This is a genomic window from Niastella populi (assembly GCF_002078015.1).
Lineage (GTDB): Bacteria > Bacteroidota > Bacteroidia > Chitinophagales > Chitinophagaceae > Niastella > Niastella populi.
The window spans coordinates 346,739-365,793 of record NZ_LWBP01000188.1 but is presented as its reverse complement, the minus strand read 5'-3'; the positions used below and the strand labels follow the sequence as shown (position 1 = coordinate 365,793).

Here is a 19,055-nt window from a genome sequence, read left to right as displayed (position 1 = left end):
CTTTTATTTTGTAACCGGTTACCAGTTGCCGGTTGCAAGACGCCGAAAAAAATCAAACTGTCCGAAATTAAAGCCCCGGAATCTGGTACCCGGTAACTGGTACCTAGTAACTAATCTTTAACACCGTTCCGCTCATTTTCAGTATGGATTTCCGTTATGTCAGCGTCTCTGTACGCACAACCCTTTCACCATGAAACGCATCATTCTCACTACCATTGGCCTGCTGTTTTTTATACTGCTGGCAGGCGCGGGCTGGTATTATTCAAAGATCAAACGCAAAACACATCATACAGTAACCGATGATTCGAATAAAAAACTATTGACCCGGTTGTCCCTTCATGCAAAGCCCTTACTCTCTTATGCAAAAAAACATGGGTATAATACCAAAACCTGTTTACTGGCAGATATGAGCATTGAATCGGGTAAGAACCGGCTCTTTGTTTACGATTTGCAAAAGGATGTTGTTCTCGATGCCGGACTGGCAGCGCATGGCCGTTGTAACCAGGAATGGTTGAAAGGCCGGAAGTACGGCAATACCATCGGTTGTGGCTGTACCTCTTTGGGAAAGTATAAGATCGGAAACCATTACCAGGGCAGGTTCGGGCTGGCGTATAAGTTACATGGGCTCGATTCAACCAACAGCAATGCCTTTAAGCGGTTTGTGGTTTTGCATTCGCATAGTTGTGTGCCCAAAGGAGAAGTTGATCCGTTACCCATTTGTCAAAGCGATGGCTGTCCTACCGTATCGGCTGCATTTCTGAAAAAGCTGGCCGCTATGATCGATAGTTCCTCAAAGCCCATGTTGCTGTTTACTTTTGATCAAAACTAATGAACCGCTGCACCTGAAAACAAAACTGCCTTTACCACGAGGCAAAGGCAGTTAAATATTATAGCGTTCATGTGAAACACTCACCAAAGCCTGCATTCATTATCACATTATCACATTATCGAATTATCACATTATAATACCGATTCCGGTTGTCTGTCAGGATCGTCATCAGGATTGATCGGCGGCTGATTGGGATCAATATCCTGCTCCCAGTTCTCGTTCCATTCAACCAGGAAGTTGTTGCGGCCTTCACCAACCATAATGGTCATGTACTTCATTTGAATAAGCTCCAGCACCGAAAGGAATAAAAAGATGGCGTGTATACGGTCTTTACAAATGTCGAATACTTTTTCAAACGCCATTACCTTTTCTTTTTTCACCGTTTCCAATGCATAATGGCGGCTTTCTTCCATGGTATAGTTGTATTTCACAACTGTATGCACGGGCTTCACATTCCGCTGGTCAACGCGTTTCATTACCTTCTCAAATGTTTTCATCAATTTGAAAAGCGTAATGGTTTGAATTTCAGTTCCCTCTCCACTTTCTTCACCAATGGCGGCAATTTCTTTGGCGAGGTTGCCACGGCGCACCATCAGCATGCGAATGGCTTCCATTTCAGCCATCCTGGCCGATGCTTCCTTAAAGCGTTTGTACTCAAGGATCTTGTCAACCAGTTCCTGGCGGGGATCTATTTCATTGCCCTGCGCATCCAGCTCTTTACGGGGAAGCAACATGCGGGCCTTAATACGCATAAGCGTTGATACGAACAAAATGAACTCGCTCGAAAGCTCTATGTTCAACTGCTCCTGGCCATGAATATAGTCAAGGAAATCCTTGATGATATTACTGATAGGAATATTATAAATATCCAGTTCATCCCGTTCAATGAAGAACAGTAACAGGTCGAACGGACCTTCAAACTGCGGTAACTTGATCTGATACGATGGTTGACTCACTTGTTGCTGATTTTTTTCCTGCCCTGCCGGCGAAATCCCTGCCGGCAGCGGGAGCCAACAAACCTACGCCAAAAAAACAATCGGAGGAAATCAGAAGCCAGCGTTCCCCGATTTTGTATATAAGTTGTGAAAAGGAAGTTTCTTTTCAGTTACCAGGTTCCCGGTTACCTGGTTCCGGGATTGGGCTTCGCTATTTTCGGGTTATTGAACTCATCGCCAGCCCTTAAAAATCAAATATTTAGAATTTCCGCTGATAGCCAATGCCAATAAACTGCCTTACCTGCAACCGGGCCGCATTTTTGTCTTTTCCAAAGGTCTTCACATCGTCGTCATAAACCATGTCAACGCCGACATTAAAGGAAAAACCTTTGTACACATTCATGGATAGCAGGTTGGTCATGAACAGGTCGATGTTTTCGGGATTGTGTTTGTAGTTGGAGAACAGATCGAGCTTGGCCTTGTAGGTTAAATTTTTTATGATCTCGCGGTTTACGGTGGCTGTTAAATAAGCACCGATCTCATTACGTGAGGTTTTGCCGGTATCTACGCCATAAGCGCCTTTAGCCGATAATTCATCATCACGTACAATTACCCAGCGCGTAGTGATGGGTGAAAGGAACAGCGAAAATGTTGTACTGGGTTTCCAGTCCATACCCGCCGCAACGATCACATAGGCCGGCGCCATAAATGTCGACTGTTTTATTTTGGTGGTATCATTAGGATAAGTATACCCGTCTGTGAATTGTGAGCGGAAGTTAAACAGCCCGGTCAGGAACATATGATCAAAGAGCTGGCAACCGTACTTTGACAATACATCTATGCGGTCGTTGGTTTTACGGGTGCCCAGTGAAGTGGAGTTAATATACCCGATTTCCAGGTCTATGTTATTGTCCCAGGAATGAATGCCTTTTTTATAAAATGCAAATGCGTTCAGCAACCCATTCGAATTAAAGGAGAACTGATCGCCGCCGGCCGCCCAGTTGGAGAGCGAGGTTTGCCCTACAGTGGCATTGAACATACCGCCTGTTTTCCAGGTTTTGACTGTAGTATCGCTTGCCTCCTTTTTGATCGCTTTTGCTAATTCGCCCCTTAGTTCCTGTACGGTTTTATCCTGCGCCAGGCAGGTAAACGTTATCATTAAAAAAGTTAGCGCCAGTGTAACTTTTAGCATACGGTATTAATATAGAATTAAAAAAAGGCATTTTGAATGTGATTCAAAATGCCTTGCAAATATAAAAACACGTGATCTATTTCCTATAGACTATTTCTTTAACGAATCGCGAATTTCCCGTAACAAAACGATTTCCTCGGGAGTAACCGGAGCTGCCGCCTCTTGTTTTTTCTTGAAGCGGTTAATACCTTTTACTATCAGGAACAGAATAAAGGCAATAAGCAAAAATTTAATAACAGCTGATAAGAACGATCCGATTTTTACCGTCCCCATTATTACCAACTTGTCTAAGTCCTGCAGGTTAGCCGCTTCCAAAGCCGGTTTCAATAATAGTGGCGTAATAACATCATCAACAAGTGAACTAACGATACTGCTGAAAGCCGCGCCTATGATAACACCCATTGCCAGGTCAACTACGTTTCCCTTGAGGGCAAACGTCCTGAATTCTTTCGTCATTCCCATAATAAATAGTTTTAGTTGTTAATGATATTTACTTCTAATATATCAATTTTTCGAATATCCGCTTTCGCTTTAATATACACAGGCCGTTCATTTCTTTATACCGGGGTACTGCATATTCAGTTTTTCAAGGGCTTTAAGCAGGGTATTCGCAATCACATATTCTTTATACCAGTTCTGATCGGCGGGAACAATTGTCCAGGGCACATCATTGCATTGTTCAAAACAATCTTCATAAACAGCCTGGTAATCATCCCATAGTTTGGCTTCTTCAAAATCCTTCTCATTGTATTTCCACTGTTTGGTGGGGTTATGAATGCGCTCCTGCAACCGTTGTTCCTGCTCTTCGGGCGATATATGAAGGTAGAATTTCAATATTACGGTGCTGTTATGTTCCTGCAGCAACTGTTCAAAATCATTGATGGCCCTGATGCGCTTTTTGGCTGTTTTATCATCTATCCATTTATGCACCCGGGTTACCAGAACATCTTCATAATGGCTACGGTTAAAAATTTGAATGATGCCTTTTGGGGGCGCCACCGCGTGTATACGCCATAAAAAATCGTGACTGAGCTCCAGTTCGGTTGGCACTTTGAACGATTGCACGCGAACGCCCTGCGGGTTCAGCGTTCCGAATACTTTTCTTATAAGGCCATCTTTACCACTGGCATCCATGCCCTGCAATATTACCAGCACTGAATGTTTCGATTCGGCAAACAACAGGTTCTGCAGCTCATTTAGTTTTTCGAGTATGCCTTCCGTTGTTGCCTTGGTTTGCTCTTTATCCCAGTCCTTTGGCGCCCTGGTACTGATATCCTTCAGTTTTATATTAGCCATTGAAATATGTTTGTTTCAAATTATTACATTTCAAATGGAATACCTGATTTTTGAACAAATATTTACATGTCGTACAGGGGGGCGTTCATCAACATAGTCGTTTTTATTGCGCTTTGTATCATTTGGGGCAGCTCATTTATTCTGATAAAAGAAGGCCTGGCACATTTAAGTGCATACCAGGTGGCCACCATCCGTATCTTAAGCGCCGGCCTTGTATTACTGCCTGTGGCTGTACACCAATGGAAAAATATTCCGCTCAATAAACTGGGATATGTTTTTCTTTCCGGGTTACTGGGCAGCTTCTTTCCCGCTTACCTGTTTTGCCTGGCAGAAATGAAGATCGACAGTTCTCTTGCAGGATTTCTCAATTCACTCACACCTGTGTTTACGATCTTCACCGGTTTGTTATTTTTCGGCCAGGTATTTCAGCTACATAAACTGGTTGGGGTTATGATCGCCATGGTCGGAATGCTGGTATTGTTATTCGCAAAAGGCAGTGTGAATTTGCAGTTCCTTTCCTATGCATCATTTGCGCTGGTGGCTACTGTTTTATATGGGCTGAACATTAACCTGGTTGGCCGGCATTTACAACAAACCTCTTCGCTGGCGGTGGTTGCGGTAAGTTTTGCCCTGCTGCTGGTGCCCTGCTTCATCATTCTTTGGGCAACGGGTTATTTTTCCCTGCCGCTCACTCAAAAAGAACTTCTTTGGTCGGGCGGCGCCTCGTCATTGCTGGGCATTATGGGAACTGCCGTAGCCACTATACTTTTTTATGTGCTGATAAAAAGGGCCGGCGGGTTATTTGCCTCCATGGTCACTTACGGCATTCCGTTTATTGCTTTATCGTGGGGATTGCTGGCAGGAGAAACGATCAATGGGTGGCAGGTAGCTGGTTTGATGATTATACTTACTGGCGTGTATATTACTACGAGAAAGAAGCAGAAGTAAGAGGTAATATTTGAGATTTAGAGATTTAGAGATTTAGCTGAAACCAGATAAATCCCAAAATCTCTAAATCTTACAATCAGAAATTTCTTAAACGGTCATGATCTCTTTTTCTTTCGCCGCCAGGTGTTTATCAACCAACGCAATAAAGCGGTCGGTTGTTTCCTGAATATTCTTTTCGGCGTCTTTACAAACATCTTCGCTCAACCCGTTCTTTTGCAGTTTCTTTACCTGCTCCATGGCATCGCGGCGGATGTTGCGGATAGCCACTTTTGAATGTTCGCCTTCACCCTGCGATCTTTTCACCAGTTCTCTACGCCTTTCTTCGGTCAAAGGCGGCATAAATAACCTGATCATGTTGCCGTCATTCTGCGGGTTGATGCCGATGTTGGCGGCAATGATGGCCCTTTCAATGGGCTGAAGCATATTTTTTTCCCAGGGCTGAATACTGAGGGTGCGCGCATCGGCTACCGAAATATTACCAACCTGGCTAATAGGTGTTGGCGTTCCGTAATAATCAACTACAATGCCGTCGACCAGGTTTGGATTGGCTTTACCGGCACGTACTTTCACTAATTCTGTTTCCAGGTGGTTAATGGCTTTTTCCATGCCCTCCTGGGCTAATTCCTTAATAATATTTAATTCATCTGACATAGGAAGAAATATTAAATGCCTGCAAACCTACTTAAATTTTTCTAAAGGGGTTGCGGGATGCATGCCGGAGGTTGGAAGGTTCATGATTGAAAAAGCCTCTTCCGGCAGTTTACGGCCAGCCTGTAAGCCTGAAACGTAGCCTGGCACGGACGCTAAAGATGTTGCAGGGTTCAGAACAGCAGGTATTCCCCGGTAACAGGTACCCGGGAACCGGCAACTAGTTTTTATGTTCCAAAATAGTATCGGTCGTGAGTGGAACGATCTTGGAAGTTTTCAACTCCCCTTCCGGAGCTTCCAGTGTTTTGGCAACAAACAGGCGTGCCCGCGGACGGGTATAATACAAGGCTGCGATACCCGAAAAGAAAACGGTTAAGATGGCCAGAATGATCCAGGTGCAACCCAGGTTACGGCCTGCATAGGCAGCCAGTATGAACAGTAAGTTTATCGATACCAGCAGCAGGGTTATATTCCGGTGCGAAAGGCCTCTGTCGAGCAACAGGTGATGAATGTGATTTCTGTCGGGACTAAAAGGCGAACGGCGGTGGAAGGTACGGATCGCAAACACGCGTAAGGTATCCATCAAAGGTATTACCAGAATGGCAACACTGATGGCCGGTGAAGCAATAACAGGAACAGCGATATCGGTTTGATTGGCCACATTGATGAATTTCACAACGAGTATAGCGTTCACCAATCCTATAAGTAACGACCCCGTATCGCCCATGAATATTTTTGCCGGTTGAAAGTTGAAGATCAAAAAAGCCATTAAGCTGCCCGCCAGGGAGAAGGCCAGTACAGAGTAAGCCAGCATGTTAACCTGTAAGAAATATAAACCAAACAAGGCTGAAGCCATCAAACCAAGTGTGCCCGCAAGGCCATCGATACCATCGATCAGGTTAAACGAGTTGATGATAACGATAACGGTAAGATAGGTCAATAACAGGCTGAACATTTCAGGCAACTCATGTATGCCCATAAAGCCATACATGCTTTTTATCTGAATGTTCCCTTTATATATTACCAGAAATGCCGCCAGTACCTGGCCAATGAATTTCTTTATGGGAGATATAACCAGAATGTCATCTTTCAACCCAAGGAAGAAGATAACAAAGGCTGCAGCAAAATAGAATTGAAAATCGGTAGCCGATTGATATGGGATGGCTATAAGACATGCCAGCATAAACCCCGCGAAGATCCCAAGTCCACCTAAGGACGGAATTGGGCTCTGATGCACTTTTCTCTCGTCAGGAATGTCAAACAATTTTTTCTGCTCTGCTACGGTAATAATTACCGGAATAGCTAAAAAGGTGATCGCAAATGAAATAGCTATAGAAAATAATACATCAAACATCAGCCTGATTTTGTAAGTCCTGGAATATGATACGTGCTACCAATCGGGCCGGTTGGGCTCATAAACACAAAGCAACGCAAATTACAGTACATTTTCGTAATTCCAACTATTAATAACACTTACTTTGGATACAGAATAATCCTTATACCAACGGGCTTTGATATAAAAATATTGGGAAAGTTTAATTTGATTTATTGATTCAAATCACATTTCCTGTAGTTTTGCAACCAAATTTTAATCTTGCTATGCCAGCATTAAAGGACATCGCTACTCAAATTCGCAGGGATATCGTTCGTATGGTTCATGGTTGTGCCAGTGGTCACCCCGGGGGTTCACTGGGTTGTACCGAGTATTTTACCGCATTATATTTTAAAGTAATGCAGCATAATCCTCAGTTTTCCATGGAAGCACGCAATGAGGATGTATTCATATTGTCAAATGGACACATATCACCGGTATTTTATTCAACATTGGCCCGCGCGGGTTATTTCGACGTAAAAGAACTATCTACTTTTCGTAAAATAGACTCCCGTTTACAAGGCCACCCTGCTACTCATGAGCACCTGCCTGGTATTCGTATTGCCAGCGGTTCACTCGGTCAGGGTATGAGTGTTGCCCTCGGCGTAGCCTTATCGAAAAAGCTGAATGGCGAGAAAAACGTAGTTTATTCTTTACATGGCGATGGCGAGCTCGATGAAGGTCAAAACTGGGAGGCTATTATGTTCGCTGCCCATAATAAAGTTGATAACCTTATATCAACTATTGACTGGAACGGCCAGCAGATCGATGGTCCTACAGATAAAGTACTGGCCCTGGGCGATCTGAATGCCAAATTCACCGCTTTTGGCTGGGATGTGATGGTTCTTGAAAAAGGTAACGATATCGACGCAGTAGTAGCAGGTCTTGAACAGGCTAAATCCCGTTTGGGCAAAGGCAAACCGGTGGCTATTTTGATGAAAACGGTAATGGGCGCCGGTGTTGACTTTATGGAAGGTCATCACGAATGGCATGGCATTGCGCCTAATGATGAGCAGCTGGCTAAAGCCCTGGCTCAGTTACCTGAAACTATAGGTGATTATTAATACAGTTCCTGTAAACATATTAAAAGGTCTGTTCCGGATGGGACAGACCTTTTGTTTATATAATAATGCAATAACTATAATTCAATGTCAGCTCCTCAACTCTATCGGCTGCATGGCCGCCTTGCGCGATGGGAACCAGGAAGCCAGAAAAGCTACCAACGATACCGTTAGTAAAACCAGTATAAAATCGGAAGCTACCAACTGCACAGGATAGTAATCTATAAGGAAAGTGCCGCCCTGAATGGCAATGATCTTATACTTAACCTGCGCCCAGCAAAATACAACGGCCAGCAATACCCCGGTAATACTGCCAATACCTGCCAGCAGCAGGCCTTCAGTTAAAAATATCTTTTGTATAAGGTTGTTATTGGCGCCCATTGATTTCAACACCTGTATATCCTTTTGCTTTTCCAGCACCAGCATGGTAAGGCTGCCGATCATTGTAAAGGCGGCAACAATAAGCATTAAGGTAAGTACACCATAAATAAACCATTTTTCCAGGTTCATTACACTGTACAAACTCTGGTTCTGCTCATATTTTGTTTCTACTTTATAAGAGGCGCCCAGTAATTGCTGAATTCCCCTTTTTACATCCTCCGCCTCATAACCGGTATGCATTGCGATCTCAATACCGCTGTATTCATCGGGCCCCAGCCCCATCATCAGTTTCATGAAACCGATATTGGTGATGGCGTATTTGTTATCGATATCCTGCTGAATTAAAAAAGTACCGGAGGTATTTATATTCGCTGCGGCAAAAGACTGCGAAGGATCTGTAAGGCTTATATTCATACCCCGCTTGAAAGAGTACACGGTAAGCGGGTACAGGTATTTATCGCTTTCTATACCCACGGCATTCTCGACTCCATTTCCCAACACCAGCGATGGCTCATCGGTACTGCCGGTTTGAAAATTACCGCGAATCAATTTTTGGGAAACACCGGCCACCGATTCATAGGATGTATCTACGCCTTTAAGCGTAACGATCACCTGTATGTCGCCGTTTATAAGCACCGTTTTTTCTTCCGCTACAAGGCTATAGGTATTAACGCCTTTAACGGCCGACAGTTTTTGCAACTGTTCAGGGGTAAGCATGATCGTCTTCCCCGATGCCGCTGATACTTTCAGATCGGGGTAGAACGAAGAGTACAACGACTTTACCAGCCCTTCAAAACCATTGAATACGCTCAACACGACGATAAACGCAAACGTGATACCCATAATAGCCACTATGCTCACCCATGCTATTACATTGATGGCATTGGTGCTTTTTTTGGCCTTAAAATATCGCCAGGCGAAAAGGAAGTTCAATAGAATTTGTTTGATTTATGGTATCAGGTTAATTCGTGCTATTTCCATCGCTTTCTTCACAAAACACATTTCAGCTTACAGTTTCAGGATGTTGATAGGCTGCCGGGAGCCTCGAATATGGCGCCCTGAACCTGCAACCCCCGCAAAGCGGGAACCTGTAACCGGCTATTTCTTATCCTTGTTCTCGTCATTGATCTTTTTGAACAACTCTTCCATTTTGAACACATGGTCGAGCGTATCATCGAGGAAGAACCTGAGTTCGGGCATGCGGCGTAATTGTTTGGCCACCTGGCTGGTAAGCTCCCGTTTTATTTCCCAGGCCCTTTCTTCTACTTTCTTCAGGGCCTCCTGTGCGTCCTTTACCTGAAAAAAGCTCAGGTATATACGCGCTTCCAGCAGGTCGGGAGTGATCTTTACCGACGAGATAGATACCATGCCGCCATCGATCATATTCAGCCCCAGCCGTTGAAAAATTAAATTTAATTCTTCATTCAATAAACTTCCCACCTGTTTTTGGCGTTTCCCTTCTTGCATTTCATTAACGGTTTAATAGCCGTAAAATTAGTTACTTTGCACCGTTTACTCATTATTTTAACTGATTCATGAAGCGATTTTCAAGGATTTTCTTTTACCTGAAGGACCAGAAGGGAAAGATCGTATTGTATGTAGTTTTCAACCTCTTATCAATAGTTTTCTCCCTGGTTTCACTGGGTATGCTGGCTCCCTTTTTAAAGCTGTTATTTTCCAACGATCCTCCCCTCACCCAAAAACCACCAGTTGTTTTTACTTCCGATGGCATAATGGAGCTGTTGAAATATGGGTTGTCGTACCTGAAAACAACCTACGGGCCTTCACAGGCCCTGATGGTCGTTTGTATTGCCATCATTACCTCTATATTATTTAAAAACCTCTTCTTATACCTGTCGTACCGCGTGTTGATACCCATGCGCAACCGGATTATGACCAACTTCCGGGAAGACCTTTACGATAAGATCCTGATACTGCCGGTAAGTTATTTCACCGACCAGCGCAAGGGCGATATGATGTCGCGTATGAGTAACGACATGAATGAGATCGAGTGGTGCGTAATCGGCACACTCGAAGGCCTTATCAAAGATCCGCTGAACATCCTCATCGTGCTGGCATTCCTGATATTTTTAAGTCCCATGTTATCGCTGGTAATGCTGGTATTGTTACCCTTAGCCGGTTTTATTTTGGGCAGGGTAGGCCGTACACTTAAAAGACAATCGGGCGAAGCGCAGGAACAACAGGGGTTGCTGTTAAGCATCCTTGATGAAACGCTGGGCGGTTTACGGGTAGTAAAAGCCTTTAATGCCGAAAAGCTGATGCGTAACCGCTTTTTTGGCACTAATAACCTGCTGAATAAACTGCGTATCCAAATGGCCTTCCGCCGCGACCTGGCCTCGCCCATGTCTGAGTTTCTGGGTGTTATGATCTTTAGCTGCATCCTTTGGATCGGAGGACAAATGGTATTTGACAACAAGCTGCTAAGCTCCGAAGCCTTTATTACTTATCTGGCAGTGTTCTACCAGATCATTCAGCCCTCCAAATCGCTTTCCCAGGCTTTTTATAACATGCGCCGCGGCGCCGCCGCCATCGAGCGTATCGAAAGCGTACTTACAGCCCCGCTGGCGGTAAAGGAAGCCGAAAATCCCCGTCACCTGCATTCTTTCGAAAAGGCCATCGAATTCAAAAATGTAACTTTTAAATACGACGACATAACCATTCTCGATAATATCAACCTTACAGTTGAAAAGGGTAAAACCGTTGCCCTGGTAGGTTCGTCCGGCGCCGGTAAAAGCACACTGGCCGACCTGGTACCCCGTTTTCATGATGCCACTACCGGCGAATTGCTGATCGATGGCGTTAATATCAAGGAGTATTCGCTGTTATCGTTACGCGATCAAATGGGTATCGTTACCCAGGAACCCATCCTGTTCAATGACAGCATTGCCTCCAACATCGCCCTCGGCAACCCCGTAGCCGATATTGATGAAATTGAGCAGGCAGCCCGAGTGGCCAACGCGCACGATTTCATCATGCAAAAAGAAGAGAACTATCAAACCAATATAGGCGACCGCGGCAGCAAGCTCAGCGGTGGCGAACGCCAACGGGTGACCATTGCCCGCGCCGTTCTCAAAAACCCGCCCATTCTTATTCTTGACGAGGCCACTTCTTCCCTCGATACCGAAAGCGAACGCCTGGTTCAGGATGCCATCAATAAAATGATGGCCAACCGTACCAGCATTGTTATCGCGCACCGCCTCAGCACCATTCGCCATGCCGATGAGATCATCGTTTTGCAGAAAGGCAGGATCGTTGAACGCGGCACCCACGATACGCTGATAGCCCATAACGGATTTTATAAGAAGCTGGTAGACATGCAGGAAGTGAAATAGTTACCGGATGCCGGTTTCCGGGCTCCCCTCATTCAGGGCGCCTGAAAAATAGTAAACAGCTCAACATTTCCAGGTTCTGCAACCGGAACCTGAGAACCGGGGACCGGGAACTGCCAACTATGAACTATGAACTGTGAACTGTGAACTATGAACTATGAACTGTGAACTATGAACTGTGAACTGTCTGCCTATCGTCAATTGATTGAACCATTCACCCCTGAAACCGCCATCAAATTATCTAATTGGCTAATTTTCTATCTAAAATAATAACATCACTACATGAAAATGGCTGCTGCAAAAGGAATGGTACTGCCATTCCTGCTTTTGATTGCTGTTGGTACCCACGCTCAAAAGCAAAACTTCACATTTGAACAAATATTCAGGAACAGCGAAACAAATGCCGTTCAACCGCTGCCTTCGATCAAGGGGTGGACAGACGATACCCATTATGTTCTTATCCGGAAAGAACCCAGCGGCAGGGTTGCCACATACCTGGTTGACGTTAAAACCGGTAAATCGGTTCCGCACCCCGATGGCGGATTAATGACGCCCCCCGAAGTGTCGATAGCCGGCAGCGTTAATACAACTTATTCGCCCGATCGCAAATGGGCAGCCTATACCAAAAAGGACAATAACCTGTATATCAGGAATATAGCCACGGGTAACGAAACCGCCCTTACTTCCGATGGTTCCGCTACCGTTTTAAACGGCTATGCTTCCTGGGTATATTATGAAGAGATCCTGGGGCGTGCCAGCAGGTACAAAGCTTTCTGGTGGAGCGATGACAGCAAACGCCTCTGTTTCATGCGTTTCGACGAATCGCAGGTGCCGGTATTCCCAATTTATGTTGCCGATGGCCAGCATGGCTATCTCGAAAACACCCGCTATCCCAAAGCCGGTGATAAGAACCCCGAAGTAAAGATCGGTATTGCAGCGGTTGATGGCGGAAACGTAGTGTGGGCCGATTTCAATGAAAAAGACGACCAGTATTTCGGCACTCCGGCCTGGTCGCCCGACGGTCAGTTATGGGTACAATGGATGAACCGTAAACAGAACAACCTGAAGGTTTATAGCATCGACCTCGCCAACGGCAGCAAAAAAGAAATGTATAATGAAAAACAGGACACCTGGATCGATCTCGATGATACGGAACGCATCACTTTCCTTTCATCAGGTAAGGGTTGTATTATAAAAAGCGACCGTGATGGCTGGGATAACCTGTATTACTACGATAACAATGGCCAGTTGAAGAACGCCATTACTACCGGCAATTTCTGGGGCACCGGCATTGCAAAGATCGACGAGAAGGCCGGGGTGGTATATTTCAGGGCGCGTAAAGAGAACTCAACCCGTTTCGACCTGTATAAAGCCAGCCTGAACGGAAAAGGGGTCACCCGCCTGAGCTTTGGCGATTTCAGTCATGATTTCTTTAGCGTATCGCCCAATGGCAACTATTTTATTACGATCTATAGCAACCTGAATACCCCGCCGGCAATGGCCGTGGTTGACGCCAAAGGAAAGATCGTACGGGAAGTGGCCAACATGAAGGGAAGCAGTTTCAGCGACTATAACTTACCAAAGACCGAAATTGTACGGGTGCCTTCTGCCGATGGAGTTTTCGAACTGCCTGTATCTATCACCTACCCCATCAACTTCGACCCCAATAAAAAATACCCGGTGCTCATAAGCATCTATGGCGGCCCCAATGCCGGCACTGTTTACGATCGCTGGAAACCAACCGTTTCCCCTGTTCAATGGTTTGCACAGGAAGGCATGATACAGGTGGCTTTCGATAACCGCAGCAGCGGGCATTTTGGCAAGAAGGGATTGAACTACATCTTCCGCCAGTTGGGTAAACACGAAATAGAGGATTATATGACCTGTGGCCGGTGGTTAAAGAAACAGCCCTGGGTAGATAGCAATAAACTGTGCATTACCGGTGGCAGTTTTGGTGGTTATATGACCTGTATGGCGCTTACCTATGGTGCCGATGTGTTCCCGTATGGCATTGCCAATTCATCGGTTACCGACTGGAAATTTTATGATACCCATTATACCGAACGGTTCATGAACACGCCGCAGGATAATCCTGATGGCTATAAGATCACATCGGTAATGACCTATGCCGAAAAATATAAGGGCCTGTTACGTATTGTACATGGCACATCTGACGACAATGTGCATATGCAGAACAGTCTTGTATTCATAGATAAACTGGAAGACCTGAAAAAGCATTTTGAGTTCATGGCCTACCCCGGCGAGCGGCACAGTATTATGGGCCTGAAGGGAGTGCACAACCGCTATGAGGCGTACAAATTCTATTACCAGTATTTGTTGGAAAAGCCGATGCCTGCTGTGTTCTGGGCGCCGGAGGCACAAAAAGGATTTTGAGATTGGGGATTTAGAGATTTTGAGATTTATCGGAAATGTAAAACCGGGGCAAATCTCAAAATCTCGAAATCGCAAATCAGCAATTATTTCCTACTTCAAACAAAAGCCCCCCGATTCTATCAGGGGGCTTAATTATTTCAATAAGTAACTTGTATAGAAACCCGGTTCCACTTCAAGCAGAATGATAACCAATCGATTATTTAAAGCAGGCGATGCTTATTTGTTCATCATTTGCTTGGCTTCGATGCTCAGGGTAGCATGCGGAACAGCCCGTAACCTGGCTTTATCGATAAGTTTACCGGTTACACGGCAAATGCCGTATGTTTTGTTTTCGATGCGCATCAGAGCTTTCTCGAGGTGATCAATGTAATTGATCTGACGGCTGGCCATTTGGGCCAACTGTTCCCTTTCCATACTCATGCTTCCATCTTCCATCGTCATGTAGCGATTTTCGTTCTCATCGCCACCCATTTCATCTTTACGGGTTATTAAACCCTGTAAGTAGGCCAATTCTTTTTTTGCCTGCTCTGCTTTTTTTAATATCAGCTCTTTGAACTCGCTAAGTTCGGCATCACTATATCTCATGGTTGGTCCTGTTTGAATATTTTCTGGTTGATCTAATACTGATTTTGTGAATTCCGGTTCGTACCTGCGCGACGTTTTAGTTTTTATCTCCGGTATCACCACTTTTACTGGTTTCGGCGGCTCCGGTTTTTTAGGTGGCGGCGGGGGTATAACCGGTTCGGGCTTTTTCACCTCTACCTTTACCTCCGGCTTTTCAACCTTTACAGGAGCCTCCACAGCTTTTTTAACTTCTTTAACGTCCTTTATTTCAACGGGTTTGGCAACTGGTTTTACGGCAGCGGCAGTTGCGGCAGGTTTTGCATGCGCTTTGGTAGCAACCTGGTGGTGAGCAACGGGCTGCGGTTTTGCCGGAGCCTTCTTTTCCACAGGTTTAACTGTCTTTTTTGCAGCAGGCTTAATTTCCTTTTTAGCAACTACTTTTTTAGCAGCAGGTTTGGCTGCCCCGCCTGCCGTTCGGGCTGGCTTTTTGGGGGCAATCGTTTTTTTTGCTGGCTTGGCCGCCTTTTTCTTGGTTGCCATACTTTTACGCTTTTTTTGTAACGAACACTTTTAATGGAATATCGTTCACTTCAATTTCGGTGCCATCTGGTAATTCAGGTACAAGTTCAATTTTATCTGCCAAAACTTCCGTACAAATATAATTATTAAATTGGGCGATCGATTGGTTCAATTCCTGGTGTTCGGTTACCTTAACCAGTATTCGATCAGTGAGTTCAAAACCACTGTCTTTGCGGATTTTCTGGATACGGTTAACCAGTTCGCGGGCATTTCCTTCGCTGACCAGTTCGGGGGTAACGGTTACATCCAAAGCCACGGTGAGAACATCTTTATTGGCCACCATCCACCCGGGGATATCTTCACTGGTGATCTCTACTTCATTAGTCTGTAATATTAAGGGTTCGTTCTCAATATTCAATGAAATACTACCATCTTTTTCCAATTTCGATATGTCTTCCTGGCTAAAAGCGGTTAATGCTGCTGCCACCGCTTTCATTTTGCCCCCCAATTTCTTTCCCAGCATCGTATAATTGGGTTTTATCTTCTTTTTGATAAAACCGGTATCCTCGGTCAGGTACTCGAACTCCTTTACGTTCACCTCGCTTTTTATCAGGTCTTCCACCAGTTCTATCTGGGTTTTCATGTGTTTATCTAACACAGGCACCAGTACTTTTTGCAATGGCTGGCGCACTTTTATGTTCACTTTCTTACGTAACGACAAAACGAGTGATGAGGCATCCTGCGCCAGGCGCATGCGCTCTTCCAGTTCAGTATCTACCACGGCGGCGTTACTAACGGGGTAATCGGCATGGTGTACCGATTCTACCTTATGCCTGCCGGTTACTGCGTTCAGGTTCCTGAACAGCGCATCGCTGAAGAACGGCGATATGGGCGCCATCAGTTTCAGTACGGTTTCGAGGCACTCGTACAGGGTTTGGTAAGCGCACACTTTATCATGTTCATACTCCCCTTTCCAGAACCGGCGGCGGCACAACCGCACATACCAGTTACTCAGGTGCTCATCCATAAACTCTTCAATGGCGCGACCGGCCTGGGTAGGCTCATAATCGTCCATATACTCTGAAACCTTTTTTATAAGGGTATTTAAAGAAGAAAGGATCCAGCGGTCGATCTCGGGCCGTTGTTCCAGCGGTATATACGCTTCTTTAAAGGAAAATCCATCAACATTTGCATACAGCGCAAAGAACTGATAGGTATTATATAAGGTGCCGAAGAACTTGCGTTGTACTTCCTTTATGCCTTCCAGGTCGAACTTCATGTTCTCCCAGGGCGAGGCATTTGTTATGAGGTACCAGCGGGTAGCATCAGCGCCATACTGCTCAATGGTTTTGAACGGGTCAACCACATTGCCAAGGCGCTTACTCATCTTGTTGCCGTTCTTATCAAGTACCAGTCCGTTCGATACGCAGGTCTTGTAGGCAACAGAATCAAATAACAGACCAGCTATGGCATGCAGGGTATAGAACCAGCCGCGGGTTTGATCTACGCCTTCGGCAATAAAATCAGCCGGGTAGGTTTTGTTGAATGGATGCTTGAAAGGAAACGCATCGCCGGCCTTTAACTTGTCGTGGTCGAGGCCCCATTGGGCATAGGGCATAGCGCCGCTATCGAACCAAACGTCTATCAGGTCGGGCACACGTTTCATGGGTTTGCCCGAAGCGCTTACCAGCACGATATCGTCGACATAAGGTTTATGCAGATCGAGGTCGCTCATGATCTTCGCATTGTTCGTACCCAGCGCCTTGTCGGCTTTCGCCGCCTCTTCTTTCAACTGCGGAACCGAACCAATGCATATTTCTTCAAGGCCATCTTCGGTTTTCCAGATGGGTAAGGCCGTGCCCCAGAAGCGGCTGCGGCTCAGGTTCCAGTCAACCATATTTTCGAGCCAGTTACCAAAGCGGCCTTCACCGGTCGATTTGGGCTTCCAGTTAATGGTTTTGTTAAGGGCAACCAGCCTGTCTTTCAGCGCGGTGGTTTTTATAAACCAGGCATCTAACGGGTAATATAATACGGGTTTATCGGTGCGCCAGCAGTGGGGATAATTATGCTCATATTTCTCTATCTTGAAGGCGCGGTTCTCTTTTTTCAGCTTTACGCAGATGTCTACGTTCACATCTACATACTCTTTTTCGTCTTTATAGTTCTTTACATACCGGTTGCTGAACTCGCCAACGCCTTCAACGAATTTGCCCTGGCGATCGACCAATACAAGCTTTTCCAGTTTTCCATATTTATTTACACCGCTGAAAAAGCCGATGTTGTATTTACTTCCTACCCTGAAGTCATCTGCACCAAAATCAGGGGCGGTATGTACTATACCGGTACCATCTTCGGTAGTTACGAAATCACCTAACAACAACCGGAACGGTTTTGCCGTAGGATTCAGTGCTGTTATCGACTGCATATTGTTAGCCTCGAAAGGCAGTAACTGCTCATATTGGCAACCTTCCAACTGCGCACCTTTAAACTCAGTAAGTATGCGCCAGGGAAGGGTTTTGTCACCTTCCTTGTACTCTTCAAACCCGGTATTTTCGTTTTCGGGTTTGAAATATTTCCCCAACAGGTCTTTGGCCAGAATTACGTTGATTGGTAAATGCGTATAGGGGTTGAACGTTTGTACCAGCACATACGTGATACGCTCCCCTACCGTTAAGCCAAGGTTCGAAGGTAAAGTCCAGGGTGTGGTGGTCCAGGCCAGGAAGAAGAGTTCTGAGTTCTTAGTTTTAAGTTCTAAGTTGGCTCGCGATTGCTCAGCCCCCTGAGCGTCTTCAACAGCTTTATACAGAAACTGCGCCTTCTCGTCCTTCACCGCTTTGAACATTACCACGGCGCTGGTATCCTTTACCATTTTATAGGTTCCGGGCTGGTTCAGTTCATGGGAGCTTAAACCGGTGCCGGCGGCGGGTGAATAAGGCTGAATGCTTACGCTTTCGTACAGCAGCCCTTTTTCGTACAGCTTGCTCAGCAGGTACCAGAGGGTTTCTATGTAATTGTTATCGAAGGTGATATAAGGATCGCTCAGGTTTACCCAATAGCCCATTTTCCTGGTGAGGTCGTCCCATTTGTCTTTGTACCGCATTACGGCCTCGCGGCATTTGCGGTTATATTCTTCAACAGAGATCTTTTTACCGATATCTTCTTTAGTGATACCCAGTTCTTTTTCAACGCCTAATTCGATGGGCAGTCCATGGGTATCCCAGCCGGCCTTACGGTTAACCTGGAAGCCGCGCATTGTTTTATAGCGGCAAACGAGGTCTTTCAGGGTGCGGCTGATAACGTGGTGAATGCCAGGCATTCCATTGGCGCTGGGCGGCCCCTCATAGAATACAAATGAAGGAGCATCGTTGCGAAGTGATACACTTTTTTCAAAAGCCTGATTTTCACTCCATTTAGCCAATATTTCCTGTTCTATAACAGGCAAATTCAATTTCTGAAACTCTCTGTAGTTTGCTGACATATATTTCCCTGTAAATCTGTTTAAACACTTTAATTTCAGCTGTTTACAAAATTGCCTGGAGAACAGGTAATTCCGCAGCCCGAAAAGT

15 protein-coding genes are annotated in these 19,055 nt (G+C 45.4%); 5 read left to right on the top strand and 10 right to left on the bottom strand.

What is annotated here, in order from left to right; translation table 11 throughout:
* Positions 1-190 precede the first annotated feature (190 nt).
* Positions 191-829, top strand: coding sequence for a murein L,D-transpeptidase catalytic domain-containing protein (locus A4R26_RS18375; protein WP_081166123.1), 639 nt, complete (start codon positions 191-193; stop codon positions 827-829).
* Between the two features lie 131 nt (positions 830-960).
* Here A4R26_RS18375 and A4R26_RS18370 read toward each other — a convergent pair whose 3' ends face one another.
* The 4 genes from A4R26_RS18370 to A4R26_RS18355 all read right to left on the bottom strand — a co-directional run bounded on the left by A4R26_RS18370 (position 961) and on the right by A4R26_RS18355 (position 4,252).
* Positions 961-1,785, bottom strand: coding sequence for a segregation and condensation protein A (locus A4R26_RS18370; protein ID WP_081166120.1), 825 nt, complete (start codon positions 1,783-1,785; stop codon positions 961-963).
* A 238-nt stretch (positions 1,786-2,023) separates the two neighbouring features.
* A complete protein-coding gene (locus A4R26_RS18365; RefSeq protein WP_081166117.1) occupies positions 2,024-2,956 on the bottom strand; it encodes a DUF3078 domain-containing protein in 933 nt (310 codons plus the stop codon).
* A 90-nt stretch (positions 2,957-3,046) separates the two neighbouring features.
* Positions 3,047-3,418 carry a large conductance mechanosensitive channel protein MscL gene (mscL, locus tag A4R26_RS18360; RefSeq protein WP_081166114.1) on the bottom strand — a complete coding sequence of 124 codons (372 nt, stop codon included), beginning with the start codon at positions 3,416-3,418 and terminating at the stop codon, positions 3,047-3,049.
* Between the two features lie 87 nt (positions 3,419-3,505).
* Positions 3,506-4,252 carry a PPK2 family polyphosphate kinase gene (locus tag A4R26_RS18355; RefSeq protein WP_081166111.1) on the bottom strand — a complete coding sequence of 249 codons (747 nt, stop codon included), beginning with the start codon at positions 4,250-4,252 and terminating at the stop codon, positions 3,506-3,508.
* A gap of 66 nt (positions 4,253-4,318) precedes the next feature.
* On the opposite strand from A4R26_RS18355, the gene A4R26_RS18350 reads away from it, so the two are divergent.
* Positions 4,319-5,200 (top strand): DMT family transporter, encoded by an 882-nt coding sequence (locus A4R26_RS18350; RefSeq protein WP_081166108.1) that lies wholly within the window; start codon positions 4,319-4,321, stop codon positions 5,198-5,200.
* 87 nt (positions 5,201-5,287) lie between these two features.
* Here A4R26_RS18350 and frr read toward each other — a convergent pair whose 3' ends face one another.
* Together frr and A4R26_RS18340 are read right to left on the bottom strand one after the other, a co-directional pair.
* Positions 5,288-5,851, bottom strand: coding sequence for a ribosome recycling factor (gene frr, locus A4R26_RS18345; RefSeq protein WP_081166105.1), 564 nt, complete (start codon positions 5,849-5,851; stop codon positions 5,288-5,290).
* Positions 5,852-6,068: 217 nt separating this feature from the next.
* Positions 6,069-7,202 (bottom strand): MraY family glycosyltransferase, encoded by a 1,134-nt coding sequence (locus tag A4R26_RS18340; RefSeq protein ID WP_081166102.1) that lies wholly within the window; start codon positions 7,200-7,202, stop codon positions 6,069-6,071.
* A gap of 245 nt (positions 7,203-7,447) precedes the next feature.
* Between A4R26_RS18340 and A4R26_RS18335 the strand changes: the two genes are divergently transcribed.
* A complete protein-coding gene (locus A4R26_RS18335) occupies positions 7,448-8,284 on the top strand; it encodes a transketolase (protein ID WP_081166099.1) in 837 nt (278 codons plus the stop codon).
* 87 nt (positions 8,285-8,371) lie between these two features.
* Here the strand turns inward: A4R26_RS18335 and A4R26_RS18330 are convergent, their stop codons facing one another.
* Positions 8,372-9,595, bottom strand: coding sequence for an FtsX-like permease family protein (locus tag A4R26_RS18330; RefSeq protein WP_081166096.1), 1,224 nt, complete (start codon positions 9,593-9,595; stop codon positions 8,372-8,374).
* Between the two features lie 165 nt (positions 9,596-9,760).
* Complete coding sequence (rbfA, locus tag A4R26_RS18325; protein ID WP_081166093.1) at positions 9,761-10,129, bottom strand: 30S ribosome-binding factor RbfA; 369 nt, start codon at positions 10,127-10,129, stop codon at positions 9,761-9,763.
* A 68-nt stretch (positions 10,130-10,197) separates the two neighbouring features.
* Between rbfA and A4R26_RS18320 the strand changes: the two genes are divergently transcribed.
* Positions 10,198-12,015, top strand: coding sequence for an ABC transporter ATP-binding protein (locus tag A4R26_RS18320; RefSeq protein ID WP_081166090.1), 1,818 nt, complete (start codon positions 10,198-10,200; stop codon positions 12,013-12,015).
* Positions 12,016-12,294: 279 nt separating this feature from the next.
* Positions 12,295-14,406: a S9 family peptidase gene (locus tag A4R26_RS18315; protein ID WP_081166087.1), complete on the top strand. Its 2,112-nt coding sequence runs from the start codon at positions 12,295-12,297 to the stop codon at positions 14,404-14,406.
* Between the two features lie 216 nt (positions 14,407-14,622).
* Here A4R26_RS18315 and A4R26_RS34490 read toward each other — a convergent pair whose 3' ends face one another.
* Positions 14,623-15,510 carry a TraR/DksA family transcriptional regulator gene (locus A4R26_RS34490; RefSeq protein WP_107685855.1) on the bottom strand — a complete coding sequence of 296 codons (888 nt, stop codon included), beginning with the start codon at positions 15,508-15,510 and terminating at the stop codon, positions 14,623-14,625.
* Positions 15,511-15,514: 4 nt separating this feature from the next.
* Positions 15,515-18,967 carry an isoleucine--tRNA ligase gene (ileS, locus tag A4R26_RS18305; RefSeq protein ID WP_081166084.1) on the bottom strand — a complete coding sequence of 1,151 codons (3,453 nt, stop codon included), beginning with the start codon at positions 18,965-18,967 and terminating at the stop codon, positions 15,515-15,517.
* Positions 18,968-19,055: the final 88 nt, after the last annotated feature.